The organism is Actinomadura sp. K4S16, from assembly GCF_008327685.1.
Lineage (GTDB): Bacteria > Actinomycetota > Actinomycetes > Streptosporangiales > Streptosporangiaceae > Spirillospora.
This window is the reverse complement of record NZ_BDDE01000025.1, coordinates 159,734-183,032: the sequence shown is the minus strand read 5'-3', so window position 1 is coordinate 183,032 and position 23,299 is coordinate 159,734. Positions and strand designations below refer to the sequence as shown.

Annotated in this window: 13 protein-coding genes; 6 read left to right on the top strand and 7 right to left on the bottom strand. The window is 74.9% G+C overall.

What is annotated here, in order from left to right:
• Nucleotides 1-15 precede the first annotated feature (15 nt).
• A complete protein-coding gene (locus tag K4S16_RS37660; RefSeq protein ID WP_149263858.1) occupies nucleotides 16-747 on the bottom strand; it encodes an SDR family oxidoreductase in 732 nt (243 codons plus the stop codon).
• Between the two features lie 95 nt (nucleotides 748-842).
• Here K4S16_RS37660 and K4S16_RS37655 point away from each other — a divergent pair, with 95 nt between their 5' ends.
• Complete coding sequence (locus K4S16_RS37655) at nucleotides 843-1,673, top strand: LysR family transcriptional regulator (protein WP_149263857.1); 831 nt, start codon at nucleotides 843-845, stop codon at nucleotides 1,671-1,673.
• A gap of 398 nt (nucleotides 1,674-2,071) precedes the next feature.
• On the opposite strand, the gene K4S16_RS37650 is transcribed toward K4S16_RS37655, so the two are convergent.
• The gene (locus K4S16_RS37650) at nucleotides 2,072-3,466 is read right to left on the bottom strand and encodes a pyridoxal-dependent decarboxylase (protein WP_149263856.1); all 1,395 of its coding nucleotides are present in this window, start codon (nucleotides 3,464-3,466) and stop codon (nucleotides 2,072-2,074) included.
• Nucleotides 3,467-3,527: 61 nt separating this feature from the next.
• On the opposite strand from K4S16_RS37650, the gene K4S16_RS37645 reads away from it, so the two are divergent.
• The gene (locus K4S16_RS37645) at nucleotides 3,528-4,940 is read left to right on the top strand and encodes a PLP-dependent aminotransferase family protein (protein ID WP_149263855.1); all 1,413 of its coding nucleotides are present in this window, start codon (nucleotides 3,528-3,530) and stop codon (nucleotides 4,938-4,940) included.
• Nucleotides 4,941-4,965: 25 nt separating this feature from the next.
• On the opposite strand, the gene K4S16_RS37640 is transcribed toward K4S16_RS37645, so the two are convergent.
• The gene (locus K4S16_RS37640) at nucleotides 4,966-8,256 is read right to left on the bottom strand and encodes a DUF4132 domain-containing protein (protein WP_149263854.1); all 3,291 of its coding nucleotides are present in this window, start codon (nucleotides 8,254-8,256) and stop codon (nucleotides 4,966-4,968) included.
• A 49-nt stretch (nucleotides 8,257-8,305) separates the two neighbouring features.
• On the opposite strand from K4S16_RS37640, the gene K4S16_RS37635 reads away from it, so the two are divergent.
• The 4 genes from K4S16_RS37635 to K4S16_RS37620 all read left to right on the top strand — a co-directional run bounded on the left by K4S16_RS37635 (nucleotide 8,306) and on the right by K4S16_RS37620 (nucleotide 15,192).
• A complete protein-coding gene (locus tag K4S16_RS37635; protein WP_160161161.1) occupies nucleotides 8,306-11,764 on the top strand; it encodes a protein kinase in 3,459 nt (1,152 codons plus the stop codon).
• A gap of 16 nt (nucleotides 11,765-11,780) precedes the next feature.
• Nucleotides 11,781-12,680, top strand: a complete 900-nt coding sequence (locus K4S16_RS37630; protein ID WP_149263852.1) for a tetratricopeptide repeat protein — start codon at nucleotides 11,781-11,783, stop codon at nucleotides 12,678-12,680.
• A gap of 103 nt (nucleotides 12,681-12,783) precedes the next feature.
• Complete coding sequence (locus tag K4S16_RS37625; RefSeq protein ID WP_200842340.1) at nucleotides 12,784-13,893, top strand: cystathionine gamma-lyase; 1,110 nt, start codon at nucleotides 12,784-12,786, stop codon at nucleotides 13,891-13,893.
• A 48-nt stretch (nucleotides 13,894-13,941) separates the two neighbouring features.
• The gene (locus tag K4S16_RS37620; RefSeq protein ID WP_149263851.1) at nucleotides 13,942-15,192 is read left to right on the top strand and encodes a hypothetical protein; all 1,251 of its coding nucleotides are present in this window, start codon (nucleotides 13,942-13,944) and stop codon (nucleotides 15,190-15,192) included.
• Here the strand turns inward: K4S16_RS37620 and K4S16_RS37615 are convergent.
• The 4 genes from K4S16_RS37615 to K4S16_RS37600 are packed head-to-tail and all read right to left on the bottom strand — an operon-like array spanning nucleotide 15,189 to nucleotide 23,285.
• Nucleotides 15,189-17,348 (bottom strand): DUF4132 domain-containing protein, encoded by a 2,160-nt coding sequence (locus K4S16_RS37615; RefSeq protein WP_149263850.1) that lies wholly within the window; start codon nucleotides 17,346-17,348, stop codon nucleotides 15,189-15,191. The genes K4S16_RS37620 and K4S16_RS37615 overlap by 4 nt on opposite strands.
• A 14-nt stretch (nucleotides 17,349-17,362) precedes the next feature.
• Complete coding sequence (locus tag K4S16_RS37610) at nucleotides 17,363-20,686, bottom strand: DUF4132 domain-containing protein (RefSeq protein ID WP_149263849.1); 3,324 nt, start codon at nucleotides 20,684-20,686, stop codon at nucleotides 17,363-17,365.
• A gap of 37 nt (nucleotides 20,687-20,723) precedes the next feature.
• Entirely contained in the window at nucleotides 20,724-22,112 is a 1,389-nt protein-coding gene (locus tag K4S16_RS37605; RefSeq protein WP_149263848.1) for an FAD-dependent oxidoreductase, read from the bottom strand.
• 57 nt (nucleotides 22,113-22,169) lie between these two features.
• Entirely contained in the window at nucleotides 22,170-23,285 is a 1,116-nt protein-coding gene (locus K4S16_RS37600; protein ID WP_235037334.1) for an amidohydrolase family protein, read from the bottom strand.
• Nucleotides 23,286-23,299: the final 14 nt, after the last annotated feature.

Below are 23,299 nucleotides of genomic sequence, written 5' to 3'. Positions count from 1 at the left end.
GGGCTGGTCGGCGAGTTACCAGGGCACCACGCCGGCGTCTTCGAAGAAGGAGCCGGTCGGGCCGTCGTCGGGCAGGGTGGCCAGGTGGATGGCTATGGCGGCGCCCTGCTGGGGGGTGCGGATGCCGCGGAAGCCGTTGAGGTCGGTGGCGCAGTAGCCGGGGCAGGCGGCGTTGATCAGGATGTCGGTGTCGTGCAGTTCCTTGGCGTACTGGAGGGTCACGGCGTTGAGGAAGGTCTTGGAGGGCGCGTAGGCGGCGGAGATCGGGCCTACGGCCTCCGCGGCGGACTGGGAACTCTGGCGGGTGAGAGACCCGACGCTGCTGGACATGTTCACGATTCGCGGTGCGGCGGACCGCCTGAGCAGCGGCAGCATGGCGTTGGTGACGCGGATGACGCCGATCACGTTGGTCTCCACGACCGTTCGCATGGTCGCGGGGGCGACGGTCGTGGGCGTCTGCGGCATCCCGCCGGTCACCCCGGCGTTGTTGACCAGCACGTCGAGCCGTCCGAAACGCTCGGAGAGCAGGGAGGCCGCGGCGGTGACGCTCTCGTCTGAGGTCACGTCGAGGGGTACCGCGAACGCGTCGACCCCCTCGGCGCGGAGTTTCTCGACGGCCTCCGAGAGCCGCTCCGGGGACCTGGCCCCCACGCCGACGGTGTGGCCGAGGGCGCCGAGCCCGAGGGCGATCTCGTATCCGATTCCCTTGTTGGCGCCGGTGATCAGTGTGATCTTCTGTTCGCTCATGACCTGAATCCTGGCCGGTACGGCCGAGAGCACTCCAACACCGCCTGGGTAGCACTCGATACCCCACGGGTATTGATCCCGGGTACGGTGAGAGCATGGAGACGCGGGAGCTGCGGTACTTCGTCGCCGTCGCCGAGGAACTCCATTTCGGCCGCGCCGCCGAGCGCCTCGGGATCGCCCAGCCGCCCCTCTCGCGAGCGATCAAGCAGTTGGAACGCCGCCTGGGCGTTCAGCTCTTCGAACGCACCAACCGTACGGTCGCACTCACCGAGGCCGGAAAGGTCCTGCTCAGAGAGGGCCGGGCCGCCCTCGACGCGGTCGACGCCGCCGCCCGCCGCACCCGCCGCGCCGCCGCCGAGGAGCCGAAACTGGTGCTGGTCACCAAGGCCGGGGCGTCGGGTGAACTGCTGCCGAAACTCCTGGACGCCTACGCCGCCGAGCCCGGCGCGGTCGCCGTCGAGGTCCTGCTGTGCGGGATCGGAGAGCAGGAGCGGCTGCTCCGCGACGGCCGTGCCGACGTGGGCCTGCTGCACAGGCCGTTCGACTCGACGACCGGCCTGGACATCGAGGAGCTGAGCACCGAGGGCCAGATTCTGATCCTGCCGAAAGGCCATCCCCTCGAAGGCCGTACGGACCTGCGCATGGCCGACATCGCCGGCCTTCCGCTGCCGCGCTGGCCGCGCTTCGACGGCGGCTACCCCGACGGTCCGGGACCCGAGGTGCACGACCACGCCCAGCTCCTGCAACTGGTCGCGCTGGGCAGGGCGGTGGCACTACTGCCCGAAACCGCCCGGAGCCACCTCCGCCGCGACCTGGCCTTCGTGCCGATCCTGGACGCGCCGACCGTCACCACCGTGATCGCCTGGCCGCCGCACAGCCGCTCCCTGGCCCTCGCCGGCCTGATCCAGACGGCCACCCGCCTTTAGAGCCGACCTCATTCGGCAAGGCACCGGTAGCAGACGCCCATCAGGCGTCGCTCTTGAGCACCTCAACGAGACTTCCGAAACCCGCCCGGCTCATCACGACCCGGGCACCGTCAGGATCCTTGCTGGCCGGGCGGGGATGTGCCGGTTACCTGGCGCCGTGTGGTGACGCGAAGTTCGCCGCTGATCAGATCGACGCGGTGCTCAGGCACAAGATGTTCCCGGCCGCCTGGTAGTCGCCGGGGCGACGTCAGGCGGCCGGGGGCGGGCGGGTGGTCTTGGGCGGCGGTGTCGGCCCCACGCTTCGTCACCGCCGATCTGCCGTTCCCCGCGCCGCACCGCACCGCACCGCCCGGCGGATATCGCCCATGGCGGTGCAGGTGGTCAAGCTGCCGAGACGCCTAGGGTGCGGGAGCCGGACGGCCCAGCGCGTTCCTCAGTGCCTCGGTTAGGCGGTGGACGTCGGCCTCCGTAGTGCGCCAGTTGCTGAAGGCGGCGCGGAGCGCGGGTACCCCGGCATAGGTGGTCGGGGTGAGGAAGGCCTCGCCCTTCAGGTCGGCGGCGAGGTCGGCGAGCCGCTCGGCGGTGGGGTCCTCTGCCAGCGTGAAGCAGACGACGTTCAGGCGGACCGGTGCCAGCAGGCGCAGTCCGGGGATCGTCTCGACGGCCTGGCCGAGGGCGTGGGCGCAGGCGATGTTCCGCTGGACGATCTCGCGGTGCCCGTCCCGTCCGTAGGCCCGCAGCGTGAACCAGGCGGCGAGGGCGCGCAGGCGGCGGGAGTTCTCCGGGGTGAGGTGGACGGGGTCGGGCGTCTCGCCGAGCGGGCCGAGATAGGCGGCGGCGTTCTGGAACACCCGGGTCTGGAGGCGCCGGTGGCGGGTGAACTGCACGGCGCTGTCGTAGGGGACGTTCAGCCATTTGTGCAGGTCGACGCAGATGGAGTCGGCGGCGTCGAGTCCGGCGACCAGGTCCGCGTGGCCGGGCGACAGCGCCGCGAAGGCGCCGAAGGCGGCGTCGACGTGGAGCCAGAAATCGTGGCGTTCCCGCAGCGCGGCGATGGCGCGGAGGTCGTCGAAGTCGACGGTGTTGACCGTGCCGGCGTTGGCCACCACGATCACTGGGCCGCCGGCCTGGGCCAAAGCCCGCTCCAGCGCCTCGACATCGACCGCTTCCCGGCCGTGCAGAACCGGCACCTGAACCAGCGAGGCGCGGCCTAGGCCGAGGAGCGACAGGCCCTTCCCGATGCTCGAATGCGGGCTGCCGGACAGGACGCGCACCCGCCCCAGTGCCGCCGCGCCGTCCTCCGCCACGTCGACGCCCGTGCGCTCGCCGAGCCACTCGCGGGCGATGGCCAGGCCCACCGTGTTGGACATGGTCGCGCCGCTGACGAACGCCCCCTGGTGCGCGGCGCCGAGACCGAACAGCTCGCGCAGCCAGCCGACCGTCCGGCGTTCGAGCTCCGGGCCCGCGCCGTCGAGCGCCGACGTGGGGTTCTGGTCGGCGGCCGCGGTCAGCCAGTCGCCCGCCAGCGCGGCAGGCGTGACGCCGCCCGTGACGAAGCCCAGGTAGCGGGGCCCCGCGCTGGCGGACAGCAGCGGAGCCCACTCGCGGGTGAACTCCGTGAGCGCCGCCGCCAGCCCGGCTCCCTCCTCGGGGAACGGTTCGGGGTCGGGCAGGCGCAGCGGCGGGACGACCGGCTGCTCGTGCAGGCGGCCGAGGATGTCGTTCGCGCTTAGGCCGACCGTCCGCAGGAGATCCGGGAGCCCGGCGAGATCAGCGGCAAGGCGTGGATGCATGGGTGGAACGGTAGCCAGGGCGGCATCCGAAATCCTGGTCCAATACTGGCAAACTGGACCAATGCGTACTACCGACCTGCAGTTGGCCGCGGCGCTGGGCGCGTGGCGAAGACCGGGCGTGGCGCTGGCCCGGGCGCTGGCCGACGCGGTCGGCGACGCCGCCCTGGACGGCCGGCTGCGGGTCGGCTCCCCGCTTCCCGCCGAACGCCGTGCCGCCGCCGCGCTCGGCGTGAGCCGGGGCACCATGACCGCGGCGCTGGACATCCTCCGCGCCGAGGGATGGGTCGACACGCGCCGCGGCAGCGCGAGCACCCTGCGGCTTCCGCCGGAGGCGGCGATGCGCGTCGCCCCGACCTCGGCCGTCGGCGAGGACGGCGTCATCGACCTGCGAAGGGCGGTTCCGGCCGCGCCCCACACGGCGTACCAGCAGGCGGTGCTGAGAGCGGTCGAGCGTTCCGGCCCGGTCCTGGCCGAGAGCGGGGAGACCGGCCCCGGGCTGCCGGAGCTGCGCTCACTGATCGCGGACCGCTACACGGGGGAAGGGCTCGTCACGCGGCCCGAGCAGATACTGGTCACCGCGGGGGCGCGCGCGGCCCTCGCGCTGCTGACGGCGCACCTGCGTCCCCGGGCCGCGGCCGTGGAGATCCCCACCTATCCCGCCGTGCTGGCCGGCTTCCGGGACGCCGGAACCCGCCTGGCCGGCTGCCGGGTCACCACGGGCGGCTGGGACCTCGACCAGCTCGACGACGCGTTCCGGGTCGCGGCGGGCGGGGTGGCCTACCTGGTCCCCGACTTCCAGAACCCGACCGGCGCGCTCATGCCGGACGCCGCCCGGCGCACCGTGGCGCGGCTCGCCGAACGGCACCGGGTGACCGTCCTGGTGGACGAGACCATGCGCGACATCGATCTGCGCGCGGCACCGGAGTCGCTTGACCGGATACCCCGCGCCGTCCTCATCGGATCGGCGGCCAAGACGGTCTGGGCCGGCCTGCGGGTCGGCTGGATCCGCGGAACGGCCGCGCTGGTCGGCGAGCTGGCCCGCCATCCGCTGTGCGAGCCGCTGTCCGCGGCGCCGACGCAGCAGATGATCGCCGCCGAGCTCCTCCGCGACCCCGCGCCGGTCCTGGACCACCGGCGGAGGGCCCTGCGGCGGCAGCGCGACCACCTGAGCGGGCTGCTGGCCGGAGACGACCGCTGGCGGTTCACGGTCCCTCCGGGAGGGCTCGCGCTCTGGTTGCGCCTGACCGACGTGCGCTCCGACCTCGTGACGGCCCGGGCCCGCGCGCACGGGCTCGAACTCGCACCCGGACCGTCCTTCGCGGCCGACGCGACCTGCTCCCACCATCTGCGCCTGCCCTACACCTCGCCGATCTCCACGCTGGACCGCGTCGCGGCCGTGCTGGACGGCGCGTGCGGCGGCCAAGGCCCGGAGGCCCCGGGTCGGGGCCACCGGGAGGCGCGCTCCGGTCGGTGAGCCGCCGCTCAGGTGGTCGTGCCGCTCATTTCTCGGCCTTCTCGGCGAGGGCGGTCAGGTCGGACAGGATCTCGGACGCCATGACGGGGTGCAGCTCGCCGAACGTCAGCGGCGTCCCCTTGCTGGGCCAGAAGTCGTCGGGTTCCGGGGCGAGCCACACGTAGTCGAGGACCTGGTGGTCGCCGGTGGCGTCGAGCGCGCCGACCGCGAAGCCGGGATCGAGGTCGATGACGACGTACTGCTGATCGTCGACGCGCCGGTAGATCCACCGTTCGACCCCGGCGTCCAGCGGCGCGCCGCGCTCCCAGCCCAGCTTCACCAGCCCGAGGACGTCGCCGAAGGGCAGCTTGAGGCCCTCGAACCGCTTCAGCCGCCCGCTGCCGCCCTCCTGCTCGGTCAGCGCGAAGACCGGGCGGGTGAGCTGCGGGAACGGCTGTGTGATCTCGTAGTCGGCGAACACCTCCGTCCACGCCTCCGCCGCGCCGCCGAGGTCCAGCGGGTGGGCGATGCCGACGCGCGCCGACTCGGGGAGGGTGAACGCGTCGTCGTCGGCGTCGGCGAGCGACCGGTCCTCGGCGATGCGGAACGCGGTGGTCCTGCCGCCGTCCTCCGCCAGCCAGACCAGGCGGCGGGCGACGTGCCAGACGAGCGGGTGCCGGACGAGGTGCTCGCCGAACTCGGCGGGCGTCCAGCGGCGCCGCGTCACCATCGCCTGCTCCAGCCTGCGGATCTGCTCGGAGGCGACGGTCCGGACGTCCTTCTTGAGCCCCGCGAACGCCTTGTAGGCGGCGGGCGCGAGTTCCGGGTCGTCCTTGGCGCCGGGCTTGGGGAGGGACTTGCGGCGCTTCCCGTCCTCGTCGGCGACGAACGGCTTGAGCTGCTCGTCGAACCGGACGAGGAAGCGGCGCGGCCCGTAGTCGAGGGCCATGCCGCCGTCGGCGTCGAGGCCGAAGTCGGGGACGAGCCGGTCCGCGAGCTGGTCGGTGGTCAGCCCGAGCCGCTCGGCGACCTGCCGGATCCGCTCCTGCGCCTCGTACTGGAGGCCCTTGAACTTCACCTTCTGGGCGATGCCGTGCAGGTGCATCAGCGCCACGTCGGTGCCGATCTCGGCGAGGACGCCGAGGCCGTTGACGGCGTTCTTGTGCCCGCCCTCCCCCGGCCACGCCCGGATCACCGGGGTGAGGAGCCGGACGGTCTCGTCGTCGCCGGTGCGGCCGAGCTGCCGCAGGGCCCAGGCGTCCTTGGACGGCTTGCCTGCGTCGAGCCACTGCCGGAACAGCGCCCACCCGAACTCGGCCACCGAGCCCGGCGCGCACGCCTCCGCCAGCTCGTCCATCCCGTGGGGGGTCGGGAGGGCGAGCAGCTCGATCAGGCGGCTGACCGCGTCCAGGGGAAGGGCGCGGTCGCGACCGCGCAGCAGCACCTGCGGGAGCGGCGCCGGATCCGCCCAGGCGCCGATCTTGGCGGGCTGGTCGAGGCCCGTCTCCGCCGCGGGCCGGGACAGCAGTTCCCCGATCGCGTCCGCGGCCTCGCCGCCATGGGCGTCGCGGGCGGCGGCCGCGACCGCGTCGGGGCCGTGCGCGTCCAGCAGGTGGCGGAGGGCCGTCTCGGCGTTCCGCCAGTCCTTGGCCTTCTTGCCGAGCGCCGCCGGGACCAGGAAGGGCACCGCGTCGAGCCCGTGGCGGCCGAACCACTCGCGGGCCGGGTCGAGGACCGCGCCGCGCTTGGCGAGCCCTTCCGCCATCAGCATCGCCACGCGGCCGTCCAGGTAGGGCATCAGCGGGGCGGAGGAGTAGCCCGGGTTCGCCTTGGCCATCCGGATGGCCGCCGGCAGGGCGTCCATCTCGTAGCGGGCCGCGAGGAGCCGCGTCCACGCGTGAGCCCATCGGACGGCGTAGCCCTCCCAATCGGGCAGAAGCGGACGGATCAGATCCTCCGGCCCGTGCACCATCAACTGCACGGCGCCGGTGCGGTGGTTCCCCGTCTTGTAGCCCTCGACGAGCGCCTCCCAGTCGGTGCTGTCCGGCTCGCCGATCCCCGGGTCGGTTTGGAGCCACTCCTGGCGCTCGCCGTCCAGCCACCCGAGCCGCGGCTCCGGGACGGCAAGACCGGTCAGGGCGGGGCGGCGCGGACGCAGCCACGGCGGGTCGGTGAGCACGGCGGGCAGTTCGTCCGGCGCCGCCGCCGGGACGCGGGCGGACGCGGCGGAGGCGCGGCGGACGGCGTCGGCCACGTCGTCCGGCAGACCGGGCAGCGCGGAGGCGACCAGGTCGGCGTTGGCCTCGACGTGGGCGGCGAGCAGGTCGTCGGCGCCCGCGCGGGCCAGCAGCCGCAGCGCCCGCACCGGGAACCGGCGGGCGGCCTCCCCGAGGGCGGCCCGGACGTGCTTGCGGTCGAGCCGGTCGAGCAGCGCCTGGAACGCCTCGTCCGTCGGCAGGATCGCGACCGTCTCGAAGATGCGCTTGCGGTCGTCCGACGCCAGGTTGCCTCCGTCCGCCTCGGCGAGCAGGAGGGGCAGGACGCCGGGGCCGATGCCGTCGGCCATGCTGGCCAGCAGCCCCCGGGTCGCCCAGCCCCAGTACAGGTCGCGCGCCGGATACGGGGCGTCGAGCTGCTCCGGCTTGCCGAGCGCCGACATCACCATCCACAGCAGGGTGTGGTTGCGCGCCGGCGGCGGCGGGACGGCGCAGCACTCGTCGACCCAGTCCTCCCGCGTCGGGACGAGGTACGACACCAGCCAACGGGTGCACCAGCCGGTCCTGAGGGCGGCCAGCCGCTCGACCGCGTCCGCGTACTCGGCCTCGGGCGCGACGGCCAGCAGCCCGCGGACGCGGCGCGCCTCCTCATCCGGGATCTTGGGCAACCTGGCCTCATCCGAGACGCGTCGGGCGCCGACCCGGGTGCCGCCGCCCCCTCTGGTCGCCTCCGTCCTGCTCAGTTCGACCAGCGCGCACGCCGCGAACGCGACCCCGTGCTCGGTGACCCATGCGTCGACGAACGCCCGGTGCGCCCTGTTCTTCTCGTCCAGGCCGTGCACGCGCACCACCGTGACGGCCGCGATCGCCGCCGCCCCGGCCGGATCGGCACGGCCGTCCAGGTGCCGCCGCGCCGCCTCGGTCAGCTCGGGCTCCCCTTCGCCGCCCTTGAGCAGCGCCTCGACCGCCCCGGTCTGCTCGATGAAGCCCTGGACGGCCCGCGCCGCCGAGCGGTCCACCTTGATCTTGGGGCCGGGCGCGCCGCCGCGCCGCGCGTGCAGCGAACGCCGCCAGGCGTCCGGGATCACCAGGTCGTCCTCGCCGGGGAGCTGATCTTCCATGCCGCCCAACCGTAGAGGGGCGCGCCGACAAATCCGTAGGATCCGGGAAATGATCGACTCTGGGGGCGCGCGGACGTGGCGGCGCGGCGACGTCGTGCTCGACCTCTACGAGGTCCTCGACGTGGTGGCGAGCGGCGGGATGGGCCTGGTCTACCGGGTGCGGCACCGCGGCTGGGACGCCGAGCTGGCGATGAAGGTGCCCCGTCCGGAGCTGGTGGGATCGCCGGACGACCTGCGCGCGTTCGAGGACGAGGCGGGGACCTGGGTCGGGCTCGGCCTGCACCCGCACACGGTGAGCTGCGCCTACGTACGCCGGCTCGACCCGCTGCTCGGGGTGTTCGCCGAGTGGGTGGACGGGGGCAGCCTCGCGGACGCGGTCCGGGACGGCCGGCTCCGCGACCCCGACCCGCGGCGCGCGACGGCCCGGATCATCGACGTCGCGATCCAGTTCGCCTGGGGGCTGGACCACGCGCACCGCAGCGGCCTCGTCCACCAGGACGTCAAGCCCGGCAACGTGATGCTCACGCGGGACGGGACCGCCAAGGTGACCGACTTCGGCCTGGCGAAGGCCCGCGTCCGGGCGGGCGAGGACGGCGTGCGGCGCCCCGACGCCGACCCGCTGGTCAGCTTCGCCGGGCTGACCCCGGCGTACTGCTCGCCCGAGCAGGCGCTCGCGGCGGAGGGCCGCCGGACGCCGCTCACCCGCGCGACCGACGTGTGGTCGTGGGCGCTCAGCGTCCTGTCGATGTTCACCGGGGGCCCGCCGGTCCGGTTCGGCGCGCTGGGCGGGCGGGCGTTCGAGGAGTTCGCGGCGCGGGCGACCGGCCTGCCGCCGGATCTGACCGCCCTGCTGGGCGCGTGCTTCCGGCCCGACCCGGCCGCGCGGCCGGACCGGATGGACGAGCTGGCGGACGCGCTCGCCGCCGTCTACGCGCAGGTCGCCGGCGTCCCGTACCCGCGGGCCCGGCCCCGTCCCGCCACGCTGCTCGCCGACGGCCTGTCGAACCAGGCGCTGTCCATGCTCGACCTCGGGCACCCCGCCGAGGCGGAGGCGCTGTGGGAGCGGGCCCTGGAGACCGATCCGCACAACCCGCACGCGGTGTTCGACCGGGGCCTGCACCGCTGGCGCGCGGGGCGGCTGACCGACGCCGAGCTGCTCGCCGAGCTGGAGGCGGTCCGCGCGACGCACGACGGCGACTGGGTCGGCGACCACCTGCTCGGCCTCGTCCACCTGGAGCGCGGCGACCCGGCCGAGGCGACGGCGTTCCTTGAGGCGGCGGTCCGGCGGGCGCCGCACGCCCCCGAGCCCGCCGCCGCGCTGGAACGCGCCCGGCGCCTGCGCGCACCAGGGCCGCCGGTCGTCCTGGAAGGGCACGCCAACGGCGTCAACGCGCTCGCGCTCGGCCCGGGCGCGGCCATGGCGGTGAGCGGCGGGCGGGACGACTCGTCCAGTCCCCCGCCGGGCTCCGAAGGCGGCACCGTCCGGCTCTGGGACCTCGCCTCCGGGCGCTGCCTCCACACGCTGCCGGCGCATCCGGGCGGGCTCGCCGGCGGGGTGGGCGCCGTCGCGCTGAGCCCCTGCGGCCGGTTCATGGCCTCGGCCGGCGCGGACGGCGCCCTCCTTCTGTGGGACGTCCGCGCGGGGCGCGTCCTGCACCGGTTCGAGGACCATCCCAGCAGGGTCGCCTCACTCGGTTTCTCCGAGGACGGCTCGCTGCTGGTGTCGGCCACCGAGGGCGGGACCGTCCGCGTGTGGGCCACGCTCGGCGGACGGTGCGTGCACGCGCTCCAGAACGAGCAGGACCTCGGCCGCGGCCACGGGACCGCCGTCGCGGTGACGGGCGACGGCGCGCACATCGTGAAGTGGGAGCCGACGACGATGCGGCTCCGCGTCTGGGAGACCGGAACCGGCGGCCTGGTGCGCACGATGCCGCTGCCGGGGGCGACCGTCGCGCTCGGCCCCGGCGGGCGCGTGGCGCTGGCCGTGTCGGACACCGAGCAGCGGCTGGTGGACCCTCTCGCGGGCCTGCCGCTGCGGACGGTCCGCTTCCCCGTCGGCCGGGGCGCGCGGTTCGGGGTCAGCGGCGACGGGTCGCGGGCGCTGACCGGCGGCCTCCAGCTGTGGGACCTGGACGAGGGCCGCTGCCTGCGCACCCTGCCCGGCGACGGCGGCTCCCTGACCGCGCCCGTGCTGAGCGCCGACGGGCGCGTGGGGCTCACCGCGGCGGGACGGACCGTCCACGCCTGGCGGCTCGGGCCCGCCGGGCCGCGCGCGCCGTGGAGCCACGCCCGGCCGCGCGGGGCGGCGGAGCTCGCGCGCGAGGCGGACACCGCCGCCCTCGCCGCCGCCCGCGCCCGCGGGCACGCCGAGCGCGGCGACTGGGCGCGGGCCGCGGCGGAGATCCGCGCCGCGCGGAGCGTCCCCGGCCACGAGCGCAACCGCGAGCTGCTCGACCTGTGGCGGGCCGCCGGACGGCACGGACGCCCCACGGCGGTCCTGGGCGCCTGGGAGGTGCGTGCCCTCCCGGACACCGGGGGCCGCGCGGACGGCGGGACCGCACTGAGCCGCGGCGGCGTCCTCGCCGTGCGGTTCGGCGGCTGGTCCGAAGTGTGGCTGGTGGACGTCGAGACCGGCGAGCACCTCCGCACCCTCCACGTCGGCGGGACGTCGGTCGGCGCGGCGGCCTTCACTCCCGACGGGACCCGGCTGCTGACGGGCGCAAGCGACGGGAAGGTCCGGGTGTGGGACGTGGCGTCCGGCTCCTGCGTCCACGTGTTCGGCGGACACCGCGCCGAGGTCAGGGCGCTGGCGGTGAGCCCGGACGGGCGGCTCGCCGCGTCCGGCGACGAGAGCGGCACCGTCCGCGTCTGGGACCTGGCCAAGGGCAGGCGCAGGCACGTCCTCAAGGGCCACGACGGGATCGTGTTCAAGGTCGGGTTCGGGCAGGGCGGCCGGACCCTGCTCGTGGGCGACTTCCAGCGGATCGTGACGCTGTGGGAGCTGGACGGGGAGCGCCGCCACATCCTGCCCGGCCAGACGCCCGCCGCCATGAGCGGCGACGGCCGCACCGTCGTGTCCTGCGGGCACACGGTCGGGACGCTGTGGACGGCGGACGGCACGACCGGCGAGGCCACCGGCTACGTCCGGGGCCCGTCCGAGCAGCTCGCGGCGATCGAGGTGAGCGCGGACGGCGGGATCGCCGCCGCCGTCGGCCCCGGGCGCGCCCTGCGGGTCTTCGACGTGCGCGCCGGGCGCCTCCTGCACCGCCTGTCGGATTCGACCGTCTGCCTCGCCCCCGCCACCGACGGCAGGTTCGCGGTGTCCGGCGAAGCGGACGGGACGGTGCGGGTATGGGACCTGCCCGCCGGCCGCTGCCTGCACGCGTTCGGCGCGGACACCACCGCGATCGAGTGGGTCGGCCTCAGCGCCGACACCCGGATCGCGATCACGCGAACCCGGGACCACGGTATGCGCGTCTGGGAACTCGACTGGGATTACGCACACTAAGGGAACGGGAGCGACCATGCTTCTCAGCTGTTCGGGTTGGGCGTGCACGCGGCTCATCTCGGTGTCGAAGGTGCCGGGCGGCAACCCGGTGGCGCGGCAGGACCCTGACGGGTTCGCGATCGAGTTCATGATCTGCGACTTCTGCGGCAGCAACTTCTGCGACCGGTGCCACGAGCCCGGCTCCCGCTTCCGCGCTCCGCGCTGCACGTCCTGCGGAGGCAAGCTCGTCTCCGGCGCGAGGCTGGAGCAGATGAGCGGCCGCCCCCGGCCGGCCGCGGCCCAGCACCACGCCCAGGCCGTGCGCCTCATGGAGTCCGGCCGGTTCCAGGACGCCCTGCCCGAGCTGGACGAGGCCGTCCGGCTCCGCCCCGAGTACGCCGAGGCGCACCGGGTGCGCGGCATCGCCCTCAGCGGGACGGGGCGGCACGCCGAGGCCCTGGCCGCCTTCGACCAGGCGCTCCAACTCAATCCGTCCGACGCGCTCGCGCACGTCGAGCGGGCCGGGACGTTCCTGCGGATGGAGCGTCCCGCCGAGGCGATCGCCGCCTACGACCAGGCGATCGCCCTGCGGCCCGGCTACGCCGCGCCGCAGATCAACCGGGCGATCATCCTCATGGACGGCGGCCGGGACGCGGAGGCGCTGGCCGCGGTGGACCGCGCCATCGCCCTCCTCACCTCCGGGAGCGCCGTCGGCGCGGGACGCTACGACCTCGCCTCGGCCCACAGCGTCAAGGGCGCGGCGCTCGTCAAGCTCGGCCGCTACGCGGAGGCCCTGCCCGTCATCGACTACGCCATCGACAACGGCCCCGACTCCTGGAACGACCACTACAACAAGTCCTACGCCCTGGAGCGGCTGGGCCGCATCGAGGAGTCGGAAAGGGCACGCGGTATCGCCGACTCCCTGCGCAACTCCTGAGCGAAGCGAACCGGGGGGTGTGAGGGGATCGTCCCCGCATGAAACACGCTCGCGGACCCGTGGGTGGGACGATGGGGGCCGGACCTGCGGGAAAGGAGCGCGCGTGGAGATCGGGGACGGGACGCTGGCCGTGGGCGCCGGGCGGCCGGAGGCGGAGAACTTCGCCCCCGCGCTGCCCGGGCCCGTGTTCGCGGCGCACTACCACCTGGCCGGGGAGGCGGTCGGCCCCTACACCTACGGGCGCGACTCCAACCCGACGTGGACGCGGCTCGAACGGGCGGTCGGCGAGCTGGAGGGCGGCGCGGAGGTCGTCTCGTTCTCGTCGGGGATGGCGGCGGTCGCAAGTGTGCTGCTGTCGCAGACCGGCTCTGGCGACGTCGTGGTCATGCCCGACGACTGCTACTACACGGCCCGGGCCCTGAAGGAGCGGCTGGAGTCCTACGGGGCCGTGGTCCGGATGGCGCCGACGGCGGGCGACGTACAGCTCGGGCTGCTGGAGGGGGCGCGGCTGGTCTGGCTGGAGACCCCGACCAATCCGAGCCTGGACGTGTGCGACGTCAGGCGGATCGTCGACGCAGCGCACCGGGCGGGCGCGCTCGTGGCCGTGGACAACACCCTCGCCACTCCGCTCGGGCAGCGGCCCCTGGACCTCGGGGCCGACTTCTCCGTCGCCAGCGACACCAAGTCGATGAGCGGGCACGGCGACCTGCTGCTCGGGCATGTCGCGACCCGCGACCCGGAGCTGGCGGACGCGGTCCGGTTCTGGCGCAAGACCGTCGGCGCCATTCCCGGGCCGATGGAGGCGTGGCTGGCGCACCGGTCGCTCGCCACGCTCCAGTTGCGGCTGGACCGGCAGACGGCCAACGCGCTGGCCGTGGCCGAGGCGCTGCGGGGGCACCCGCTGGTGTCCGGGCTCAGGTATCCGGGGCTGCCGGACGACCCGGCGCACGAGGTCGCGGCCCGGCAGATGCGGCGGTTCGGCTGCGTCGTGTCGTTCGCGCTGAGGGACGAGGCGTCCGCCGAGCGGTTCCTCGGCTCCCTGCGGCTCGTCATGCAGGCCACCAGTTTCGGCAGCGTGCAGAGCTCCGCGGAGCGGCGCGGCCGGTGGGGCGGCGACGCCGTGCCGCCCGGCTTCGTGCGCCTGTCCGCCGGCATCGAGGACACCCGCGACCTGGTCGCGGACGTCCTGCGGGCGCTGGCGGCGACCGAGTAGGGAAAACCGGATGATCGGCGCGGGCGCCCGCCGCTAGCGTGGCGGCCCATGAGCGAAGCGCGGGAACTCCTGGAAAGCGGCGACATCTCCGGCCTGATCCGGCATCTGCGGTTCAACGCCGACGCCATGGAGCCCGCCGAGGTCGCGCGGCTCATGGAGGGCGCGGCGGCGGTGTCCGGCTTCGACGACATGCGCGAGGCCGCCGCGGCGCTGGCCGCCCGGCAGGAGCCGCAGCAGCTCTACGACTTCGGCTACGCCTGCATCGAGCGCGGCGTCGCCTTCCTGGCCGTCCCGGCGCTGCGGCGCGCGCTGGAGATGATGCCGGGCGAGCCCGCCCTGCTGGCGGAACTCGTGTCGGCGCTGGAACGCGAGAACCGGAACGCCGAGGCCGTCGCCGCCCTGGAACCGCACGTGGACGCGCTGGACCCGTGGCCCTCCCGGTACCTGCTGGCCTACAACGCGCTGTTCTCCGGGGACCTCGACCGGGCCGCCCGCGAGGCGGCACGGCTGCCCGCGCCGGACGAGCAGTGGGGCCTGGCCAACGACCGGCTCGCGCGGATGCTCTCCCGGGCGGCGGCGGCCCGGGCCGTGAGCCCGCTCGACTCCCGGGACCTGCGCGGCTGGCACTTCGCGCTCGGCGGCTCCGTCCTCGCCACGATCTCCCCGTACGGGTTCGAGGACGGCATGACGGGCCGTTTCGCCTACACCTCCGACAGCTTCGCCACGTGCAGGCGGACCCTCGACCGGCTGCGGCTCGTCCTGGACGCGGCGGGGCGGCGCCCCACGTCGGTCGGCCTGCTGCCCGGCCGGTCGAGCCGCATCCTGGGCCTGGCGGCGGCGCGGCTGTTCGGGCTGCCCGCCGAGCCGTTCGCCCCGGACCGCCCCGGCGCGCTCGTGGTCGCCTACGACCTGAACGAGACGGACCCCGGCGGCCTGCACGAGCGGGCCGAAGGGCAGGTGCTGTTCGAGCACGCGTCCTGCTGGACCGACCCGCCCGCGGTGAGCGCCGACGTCGCCGGGTTCCTGCACCAGGTCGTGGTGTCGCCGTGGGGCGAGCAGCTGCGGTTCTCGCCGGGCGGCGAGCCGGAGCGGGCCCCGGAGGACGAGCGCCCCGAGGAGGAGCTGGCCGCCGAGATCGTCGCCGCCGACCCCGCGCCGGAGGCCGGCGACGGCGACGCGCCGCCGGACCCCGACGAGCGCCTGGCGGGCTTCGTCCGGGCGGTCGCCGGCCACTGGCTCGCCGGGCCGAGGTACATGGTGCACTCCCCCGGCCCGGTGCCCAGCAGCCGTTTCGCCTAAGACGCGGTGAGGGCCGTCAGGTCGGCGAGGAGCTCGGAGACCAGGACCGGGTCCACACCGGCGAGCCCGTTCGCGATCATGCTGGACGGGTCGCCGGGCGCCCGGCCGATCCAGACCCGCTCGATCGTCTGGACGGGGTTCAGGTCGACGAGGCCCACCGCGATCCCGGGGTCCAGGTCGACCACGACGGTGACGCCCGGCGCGAGCGTGCAGGAGATCCAGTGCTCGATGCCGTTGTCCTGCGGGGCGCCGCGCTTCCACGCCGTCCGGGTGAGGCCGAGGAACCTGCCGGTCGGGACGGCCGCACCCTCGAAGCGTTCGAGCCTGCCGCCGTCCCCCTCGCCGTCGGCGAGCGCGTGGACGGGCCGTCCGAGCTGCGGGAACGGCTGGAGGATCTCGTAGTCGGCGAACACCTGCGACCACGCGGCCAGGGACTCGCCCAGCAGCACCGGATGGGCGATGCGGACGCCCGCCGCAGGGTCGGGCTCGACGGGCTCGTCGTTCAGGTCGGCGAACGTGCCGTCCTCGGCGATCCGGAACGCCAGGCCGCCGCTCAGCCAGACCAGCCGCCGGGCGAGGTGCCGCATCAGCGGGTGCGCGACGGCGAACTCGCCGAACTCGGCGTGCGACCATTCGCGGCCCGCGACCATGGCGGCCTCCAGCCGGGCCACCTCCGTGGACGCGACCGCGCGGGCGTCCTTCCTCAGCTCCGCGAAGCGCCGGTAGGCGGCCGCGGCCGGCTCGGGGTCGTCCTTCGCGCCGGGTTTCGGCAGCGCCTTGCGGCGCACCCCGCTCTCGTCCGACACCTGCGGCTTGAGCTGCTCGTCGAACCCGACGACGAAGCGGCGCGGACCGTAGTCGAGCGTCAGGGTCCCGTCCGCGTCCAGGCCGAAGTCGGGCACGAGCCGGTCGGCGAGCTGCTCCGCGGTCAGGCCGCGCCGCTCCGCGATCTGGGCCAGCCTCCGCTGCGCCTCGCCGCGCAGCCCCTTGTACCGCGACTTCTGCGCGATGCCGCTGAGGTGCGTCAGGGCGACGTCGGTACCGATGGCCGCCAGCGCGTCGAGGCCCTGGACGGCGCTGCTGTAGCCGCCGCTCCGCCCCGGCCACTCCTTGACCATCGGCGTGAGCCGGCGGACGGTCCCGTCGTCGCCGAAGCGCCCGAGGGCCGCCAGCACGAACCCGCTGCGGTTCGGCATGCGCGCCGCCTGCCACGCCTCGAACAGCGCCCACGCGAACGCGGTCAGCGACTCCGGCTCGCAGACCTCGGCGGCGGCGTCCACCACGCCGGTCGCGTCGAGGCGTCCGCCCGGGCTCACCGTCAGGGCGAGCAGCAGGGTGCGGGCGGCGTCGCGCGGCAACTCTCCGCCGTCCCGCAGGACCGGGCGCGGAAGCGCGTCGGCGTCGAGCCACCTCGGGAGGGACGGAGCCCTCACCGGAGGTTCGACGGGCGCTGCGACGGGCGGCGCGGCGGCGAGGAGCCGCGCGACCGCCTCGGCCGCCTCGTCCCCGTGGACGCGGGCCGCCGCCACGACGTCCCCCTCGATGGTCCGCAGGGCCTTCACCGCGCCCCGGCGCGGCCCGACGCGCTTGCCCAGCGCGTCCGGCACCAGGTACGGGACGGCGGCCAGGCCGTGCCGCTCGAACCACGCGTGCGCGAGCTCCTGCGCCGACTTCAGCCGGTAGAGCCAGTCGGCGACCAGCCGGGCCACGTCGGCGGACAGGAACGGCAGCACGACCGGGCCCGTCCCGAAGGGGTTCTGCTTCGCCAGCCGGACCGCCACGTCCCAGGCCGCGGTCTCGAACCGCGCCACGATCGGTTTGAGGGAATGGTCGAAGTCCCACGTCACGTGGGGCTCCCACTTGTCCAGCAGCGGCCGGGCGAGATGCTCGGGCGCCTGCGCGAGGAAACCCGCCCGGGTGGGCTCGTAGCCCATCCGCCCGTCGCGGAACTCCTCAGCGGCCTGCTCCCACTCGCCGTCCTGCCATGCCCCAAAGGGGCGGACCGCGGCCCATTCCTCGCGCTCGCCGGGCGCCCAGACCACCTGGCGGCCGTCCGGCGCCGCCAGGCCGGGGACGATGACCGGCTCGTCGCCGGAGGGCGGGGAGGCCGGTTTGCGCGCCCACGGCGGGTCCAGCAGCGGCTTCGGCAGATCCATGGGGGTTCTCTTTCTCAGGTCAGCGTCGCCAGGTCGGCGAGGATCTCGGACGCGGTGATCGGGTCGAGGTCGGCGAAGGACGCCGTGGGGCCGTGGCCGTACCCCACATGTTCGCGGCGGCTCACCAGGGCGACGCCCCGCAGCGTCTGGTCCGGTAGCGAGCCCACCGCGCGGACGGTGATGCCGGGATCGAGGTCGACGACGAGGTACCGGCCTTCGGGGAGGCGCCGGGAGATCCAGGGTTCGATGCCCCCGTCCTGCGGGTCGCCACGGTCCCAGCCGCGCGAGGTCAAGCCGAGCACCTTGCCGACCGGAACGGTCAGGCCCTCGAAGCGATCGAGCCTTCCGCCCGACCCCTCGCCGTCGGCGAGGGTATGGACGGGCCGTCCGAGCTGCGGGAACGGCTGGACGATCTCGTAGTCGGCGAACACCTCCGACCAGGCGGCGAGGGAGCCGCCGAGGTCGAGGGGGTGCGCGACCCGGACCTCCGCCGACTCCGGGAGGGCGACGGCGTCGTCCTCGACGTCGGCGAACGTGCCGTCCTCGGCGACGCGGAACGCGGTCGTCCTCGCCCCCTCCCCCTCGCCCCCGCACGCGAGCCACACCAGGCGCCGGACGATGTGCCGGACGAGCGGGTGCCCGGCCAGCAGCTCCCGGAACCCCCGCACCGGCCAGCGGCGCTGCGCGACCATGGCCGCCTCCAGGCGGCGGAGCTGGGTGGAGGCGGCGGCCCGCACGTCCTTCTTCAGCGTCGAGAACGCCTTGCAGGCCGCGGGGGCGAGTTCGGAATCGTCCTTGGCGCCGGGTTTCGGCAGCGCCTTGCGGCGGGCGCCGCCCTCGTCCGCCACATACGGCTTGAGCTGCTCGTCGAAGCCGACGACGAAGCGGCGCGGACCGTAGTCGAGCGTCAGGGTCCCGTCCGCGTCCAGGCCGAAGTCGGGCACGAGCCGGTCGGCGAGCTGCTCCGCCGTCAGCTCCAGCTCGGCGGCGACCTCCTCGATCTTCTCCTGCGCCCTGGTCCTGAGCGCCTTGAACTTCACCTTCTGGGCGATGGCGTGCAGGTGCATGAGCGCCACGTCGGTGCCGATGCCGGCGAGGACGTCCAGGCCGGTGACCGCCTTGGCGTGCCCGCCGACGCCGGGCCACTCCCGGATGAGCGGGGTCAGGCGGCGGACGGTCTCGTCGTTCCCCGTCAGGCCGAGCTGCGTCAGCGCCCACCCCTCCTTGGACGGCGCGCCCACCGTCTCCCACCGCCGGAACAGGCTCCAGCCGAACTCCGCGAGCGAGTCCTCGTCGCACAGGTCGCGGACGGCGTCCACCCCGGCGTAGACGTCACCGGGCCTGGACATCGCGAGCATCGTCACCACGTGCCGCGCGGCGGCGTCCGGCAGCGCACGTTCCCGGCCGCGCAGCAGGATCTGCGGGAGCATCCGCATGTCGGCCCAGTCTCCGATGGACGGCGTCTTCGCGGGCAGGACGCCCAACGGGTCCGCCGTGACGAGTGCCTCGACCGCGCCCGCCGCCCGGTCGCCGTGGACGCGGGCCGCCGCGACGACCGCCTCCGCGCCTTCCCGCTCGGCGACGAAGCGCAGCGCGGCCTCGGCGGCGCGGCGCGGCGCGCCCGCCTTGCCCAGCGCGGGCGGCACCAGGGCCGGGACGGCGGCCAGGCCGTGCCGCCGGAACCAGACCCGTGCGGTCCGGCCCGCCTGCTTGAGCCGGAGGAGCCAGTCGGCCATCAGCAGCGCGACCTCGTCGCTCAGGAACGGCAGGAGTGCGGGGCCCGCCTTCGCGGGGTCGCTCCGCGCCGCGGTGACGGCGAGCTCCAGCGCGTCGAGCTCGAAGCGGGCTATGACGGCCCGCAACCACTCGTCCGCGTACCAGTTGGACGAATCCAGGTTCGCCAGGAGGGGACGGACGAGCTCCTCAGGCGCCTCGGCCAACAGCATCATCCGCAGGGAGTAGCGAAGGGTGCCCTTCTTGAACTCCGCGACCTGGAGGCGCCAGTCCACGCGTTCGGCCCATCGGGGCCGGGCGACGCCCGCCGTCCAGGCGTGCCGCTCGCCGGGTTCCCAGACGACGGAGCGTGTGCCCGGCGGCTCCAGGTCCTTGATGACGACCGGCCTGGCCTTCGTCCGAGGCCGGGTCCAGGGCGGGTCCACGAGCAGTTGCGGCAGGGCGTCGGCCGGGGCCTCCGGCACGCGCACGGCGCTCCCGCGGAGCGCCTCGACCGTCGCGCGCGACTCCTCCGGGAGTCCCGGCAGCATCTCCTCCGCCAGCTCGGGGTGCGTGAGCAGGTGCGCCCGCAGCACTTCCTCCACCTCCGGGCGCCGCGCGGCCGGCGGGAGGAGGCGCAGCGCCCGCCGCGGGAACATCCGCGACGCGCTGATCAGCGCGGGCGGGCCGTAAAAGTAGCGGGCCTGCTCCACGAGCACCTGGAACGCCTCGTCCAGGGGCAGCCGGGCCAGCACGTCCAGCAGCTCGGGGCCTGCCAGGGCCTCGAGCACCAGCGGCAGCGCTCCCGCCGGCCCGACGCCGTCCACGAGGGTCGCGATGACGCTCGTCGTCCGGGCGAAGTGGCCGAGCGGCAAGACGTCCGGGTCGACCTGCTCCGGCCCGCCGAGCGAGCAGAAGAGCATCCACCGGTTCGCCGTGTAGGGCGGCAGGGCGAGGGTCGCCGGGTCGGCGCGGACCTCGTCGACCCAGTCCTGCCGTGTCGGTGCCAGGTAGGACACGGTCAGCCGCTGGAGCGGCGTCCGGCGGTGGCCCGCCAGTTTCTCGACGGCCTCGGCGTACACGTCGTCGCCGGCGGCGGCCAGCAGGGCGCGCAGGCGCCGCGCCGCGCGCTCGCCCGCCCACCAGCCGCCGCGGATCTCCGACGGCCCGGTCCGGCGCACTCCGGTCCAGGTCGGCTGGAGAGGCCTCTGCAGGTAGTCGGACGTGACGTCGCACATCTCGGCGTAGGCGCACGCGGCGAACGGCAGGCCGTGCTCGGCGGCCCACGCGTCCCGGAACGGCTCCCTGCCGCCGAGTTCGCGCAGGCCGCCCCTGGGCACCGCGACGGTCGCGACCACGGCCGCGCCCAGCGGGTCGGCCTCGCCCTTGAGGTAGGCGCGGCCGTGCTCGGCCAGGTCGGGCACCGAGCCGGGCAGCGCGAGGACTTTCCCGATCTCGGCCCGGCGGCCTTCCAGCAGCGCCCGCGCCTCCCCGACCGCTCGTGCGTCGATCCGCACCCGCGGCCACGGCCCGGGCCGGTCCCGGCGGGGATGCGCGACCCGCCGCCACTCCTCCGGCATCACCCAGGTGGTCTCGTCGGCCGCCGCCGGCCCCGCAGTCGCCATGACGCCACACCGTAAGGGAGATCACCGACAAGGCGGATCAAGAACCGGAGCGCATGTCCCGCTCGACGGCGTCGGCGGCCTTGCGGGCGGCGATCAGCACGGGGTCCCAGACGGGCGCGAACGGCGGCGCGTAGCCGAGGTCGAGGCCCGTCATCTCCTCGACCGTCATCCCGTTCCACAGCGCGATCGCCAGGCCGTCGATGCGCTTGGCCGCGTTCTCCTCGCCGACGATCTGCGCGCCGAGCAGCCGCCCGGACCTGCGTTCGGCGATCAGCTTGGTCGTCATCGCGGCGCCGCCCGGGATGTAGCCGACCCGGGTCGTGGACCCGACGGCCACGCTCAGCGTCTCGAACCCGGCCGCGGCCGCCTCGGCCTCGTTCAGGCCGGTCCGCGCCACCTCCACGTGGCAGATCTTGGAGACGGCGGTGCCGATGACGCCGGGGAAGGTGGCGTAGCCGCCGCCGATGCCGATCCCGGCGACGCGGCCCTGCTTGTTCGCGTGCGTGCCGAGCGCGATCGCGACCGGCGCGCCCGAGATCAGGTGGCGGGTCTCGACGCAGTCCCCCGCGGCCCACACCCGATCGGTGCGGGTGCGCATCCGCCGGTCGGTGACGATGCCGCCGGTCGGGCCGGTCTCGATCCCCGCTTCGCGGGCCAGTCCGGAGGCCGGCCGCACGCCGAGCCCGAGGACGACGAGGTCCGCCGGCAAGGTGCGGCTCTCCGTGCGGACCGCCGTGACGCGCCCGTCCGGCGAGGTGTCGAAGCCCTCGACCGGCTCGCCCAGGTACAGCTTGACGCCGATGCCGCGCATCGCGTCCGCGACGAGCGCGCCCATGTCGGGGTCGAGGGTGCGCATCGGCTGGTCGGCGAAGTCCACGAGGGACACCTCCAGGCCGCGCATCACCAGCGCCTCGGCCATCTCCAGGCCGATGTAGCCGCCGCCCACGACGACGGCGCGGCGCGGGCTCCCGTCCTCGACGGCGCGGCGGATCGCCACGCCGTCGTCGAGGATCTGCACGCCGTGGACGCCCTCGGCGTCCGCGCCGGGCAGCCGCGGCCGGGTGGGGACGGCACCGGTGGCGATCACGAGGTGGTCGTAGGGCTCCCAGCTCTCGCCGCCGCCGTCCAGGGAGCGGACCCGCACTCGGCCGCCGCCGGGATCGATCTCCACGGCCTCGGTGCGGAGCCGCAGGTCGATGCCGCGCTCCTGGAACTCGGCGGGCGTCCGGGCGATGAGCGAGTCGAGCTCCTCGACCACACCGCCGACGTAGTACGGGATGCCGCACGCCGCGTAGGACGCGTGGTGCCCCCGCTCGACGGCGACGATCTCCAGGTCGTCCGGGGCGCGCAGCCTGCGGGCCTGGGACGCGGCGCTCATCCCCGCGGCGTCGCCCCCGACGACGAGCAGGCGTTCACGTGCGGCCATACCTGTCCCCCCAAATGCCGAATCCTCCCGATCGCCGGTTCCGCCCGGATGATCGGTTCACTCCAGACCGTAGACCCGGCGGGCGTTGCCGGAGGCGACCAGCCCCGCGACGCGCTCGGCGTCCCCGGGCGTCCAGGCTCCGTCGTCCACTCCCCCGGCCAGGAACCCGGCGAGCGCGCGCCGGAACAGCAGCGCCCCGAGGTGGTAGAGCTCGGCCAGGCCGAACGCGTCCGAGGAGTACAGCACCTTCCCGAACGGCGCCAGCTCCAGCAGCTCGGCGATGAGCGCGGGCGAGCGGTGCCCGAGGTTGTGCGTCGCCAGGCCCGCGTCGACGTACACGTTCGGCAGCACCTGCGCCAGGTACCCGGCGTTCCGGTGGAACGGGTAGTTGTGCAGCAGCATCGCGGGGACGGGGTCCATGGCGCGCAGCAGCTCGATGAGCAGCAGCGGGTCGCCGCGGCGCAGGTCGGCGTCCGCGTCCCCGTAGCCGACGTGGAACTGGACGGGCAGCCCGGCGTCCACCGCGCACCACACGAGGAAGCGGTGCAGCACCTCGTCGCACACGCGCGGCGGGGTCCCGGCGCGCTCCGCGGCGAGCATCAGCCGGTCGGCGGCGAAGACGACCTCGGCCTCCGACGGCCGCTCACCCGAGAGCTCCAGCCCGGCCCGGTAGGCGGCGATCGACTTGGCCCCCACCGCGTCCCTGGCGTGGAACCGGGAGCGCACCTCGTCGGCGAACCGGGCCGCCTCGACCCCGTCCGCCGCCACCTGCTCCGCGACCGACTCCAGCCGCACGATCTCGTGCGCCTCCGCCCCCGCCAGGCGGCCGAGGGCGGGCGGGTCGAGCATCGCCTCCGGCAGGTAGCCGGTGTCGACGCAGAGCGCGTCCAGCCCGGCGGCGTCCAGGAACCTGCGGTTCACCTCGGCGGCGCCCAGCTCGTCCCGGCGCGACAGGTACTCGTCAGGCCCGGCGTGCGCGTCGAGGCCGAGGACGGGCGGGCACCAGCGCCGCAGCGCGAACCCGACCTGGGTGTCGAACATGCTCACGCCGGGCGGCCCGGCGGTCTCCGCCTCGGTCAGCATCTCCTCGAAGGCCGTCCGGCCCAGGTCCCTGTCGAGGACGCCATGGCAGTGGTGGTCGACCAGCCGCAGCGACTCCAGATACTCCAGCACGGTTCCCGCTCTCC

Excerpts from the sequence above, each read along its gene's own strand:
- K4S16_RS37660 (WP_149263858.1), bottom strand. The coding sequence starts at position 747 with ATGAGCGAACAGAAGATCACACTGATCACCGGCGCCAACAAGGGAATC.
- K4S16_RS37655 (WP_149263857.1), top strand. The coding sequence starts at position 843 with ATGGAGACGCGGGAGCTGCGGTACTTCGTCGCCGTCGCCGAGGAACTC.
- K4S16_RS37650 (WP_149263856.1), bottom strand. The coding sequence starts at position 3,466 with ATGCATCCACGCCTTGCCGCTGATCTCGCCGGGCTCCCGGATCTCCTG.
- K4S16_RS37645 (WP_149263855.1), top strand. The coding sequence starts at position 3,528 with ATGCGTACTACCGACCTGCAGTTGGCCGCGGCGCTGGGCGCGTGGCGA.
- K4S16_RS37640 (WP_149263854.1), bottom strand. The coding sequence starts at position 8,256 with ATGGAAGATCAGCTCCCCGGCGAGGACGACCTGGTGATCCCGGACGCC.
- K4S16_RS37635 (WP_160161161.1), top strand. The coding sequence starts at position 8,306 with ATGATCGACTCTGGGGGCGCGCGGACGTGGCGGCGCGGCGACGTCGTG.
- K4S16_RS37630 (WP_149263852.1), top strand. The coding sequence starts at position 11,781 with ATGCTTCTCAGCTGTTCGGGTTGGGCGTGCACGCGGCTCATCTCGGTG.
- K4S16_RS37620 (WP_149263851.1), top strand. The coding sequence starts at position 13,942 with ATGAGCGAAGCGCGGGAACTCCTGGAAAGCGGCGACATCTCCGGCCTG.
- K4S16_RS37615 (WP_149263850.1), bottom strand. The coding sequence starts at position 17,348 with ATGGATCTGCCGAAGCCGCTGCTGGACCCGCCGTGGGCGCGCAAACCG.
- K4S16_RS37610 (WP_149263849.1), bottom strand. The coding sequence starts at position 20,686 with ATGGCGACTGCGGGGCCGGCGGCGGCCGACGAGACCACCTGGGTGATG.
- K4S16_RS37605 (WP_149263848.1), bottom strand. The coding sequence starts at position 22,112 with ATGGCCGCACGTGAACGCCTGCTCGTCGTCGGGGGCGACGCCGCGGGG.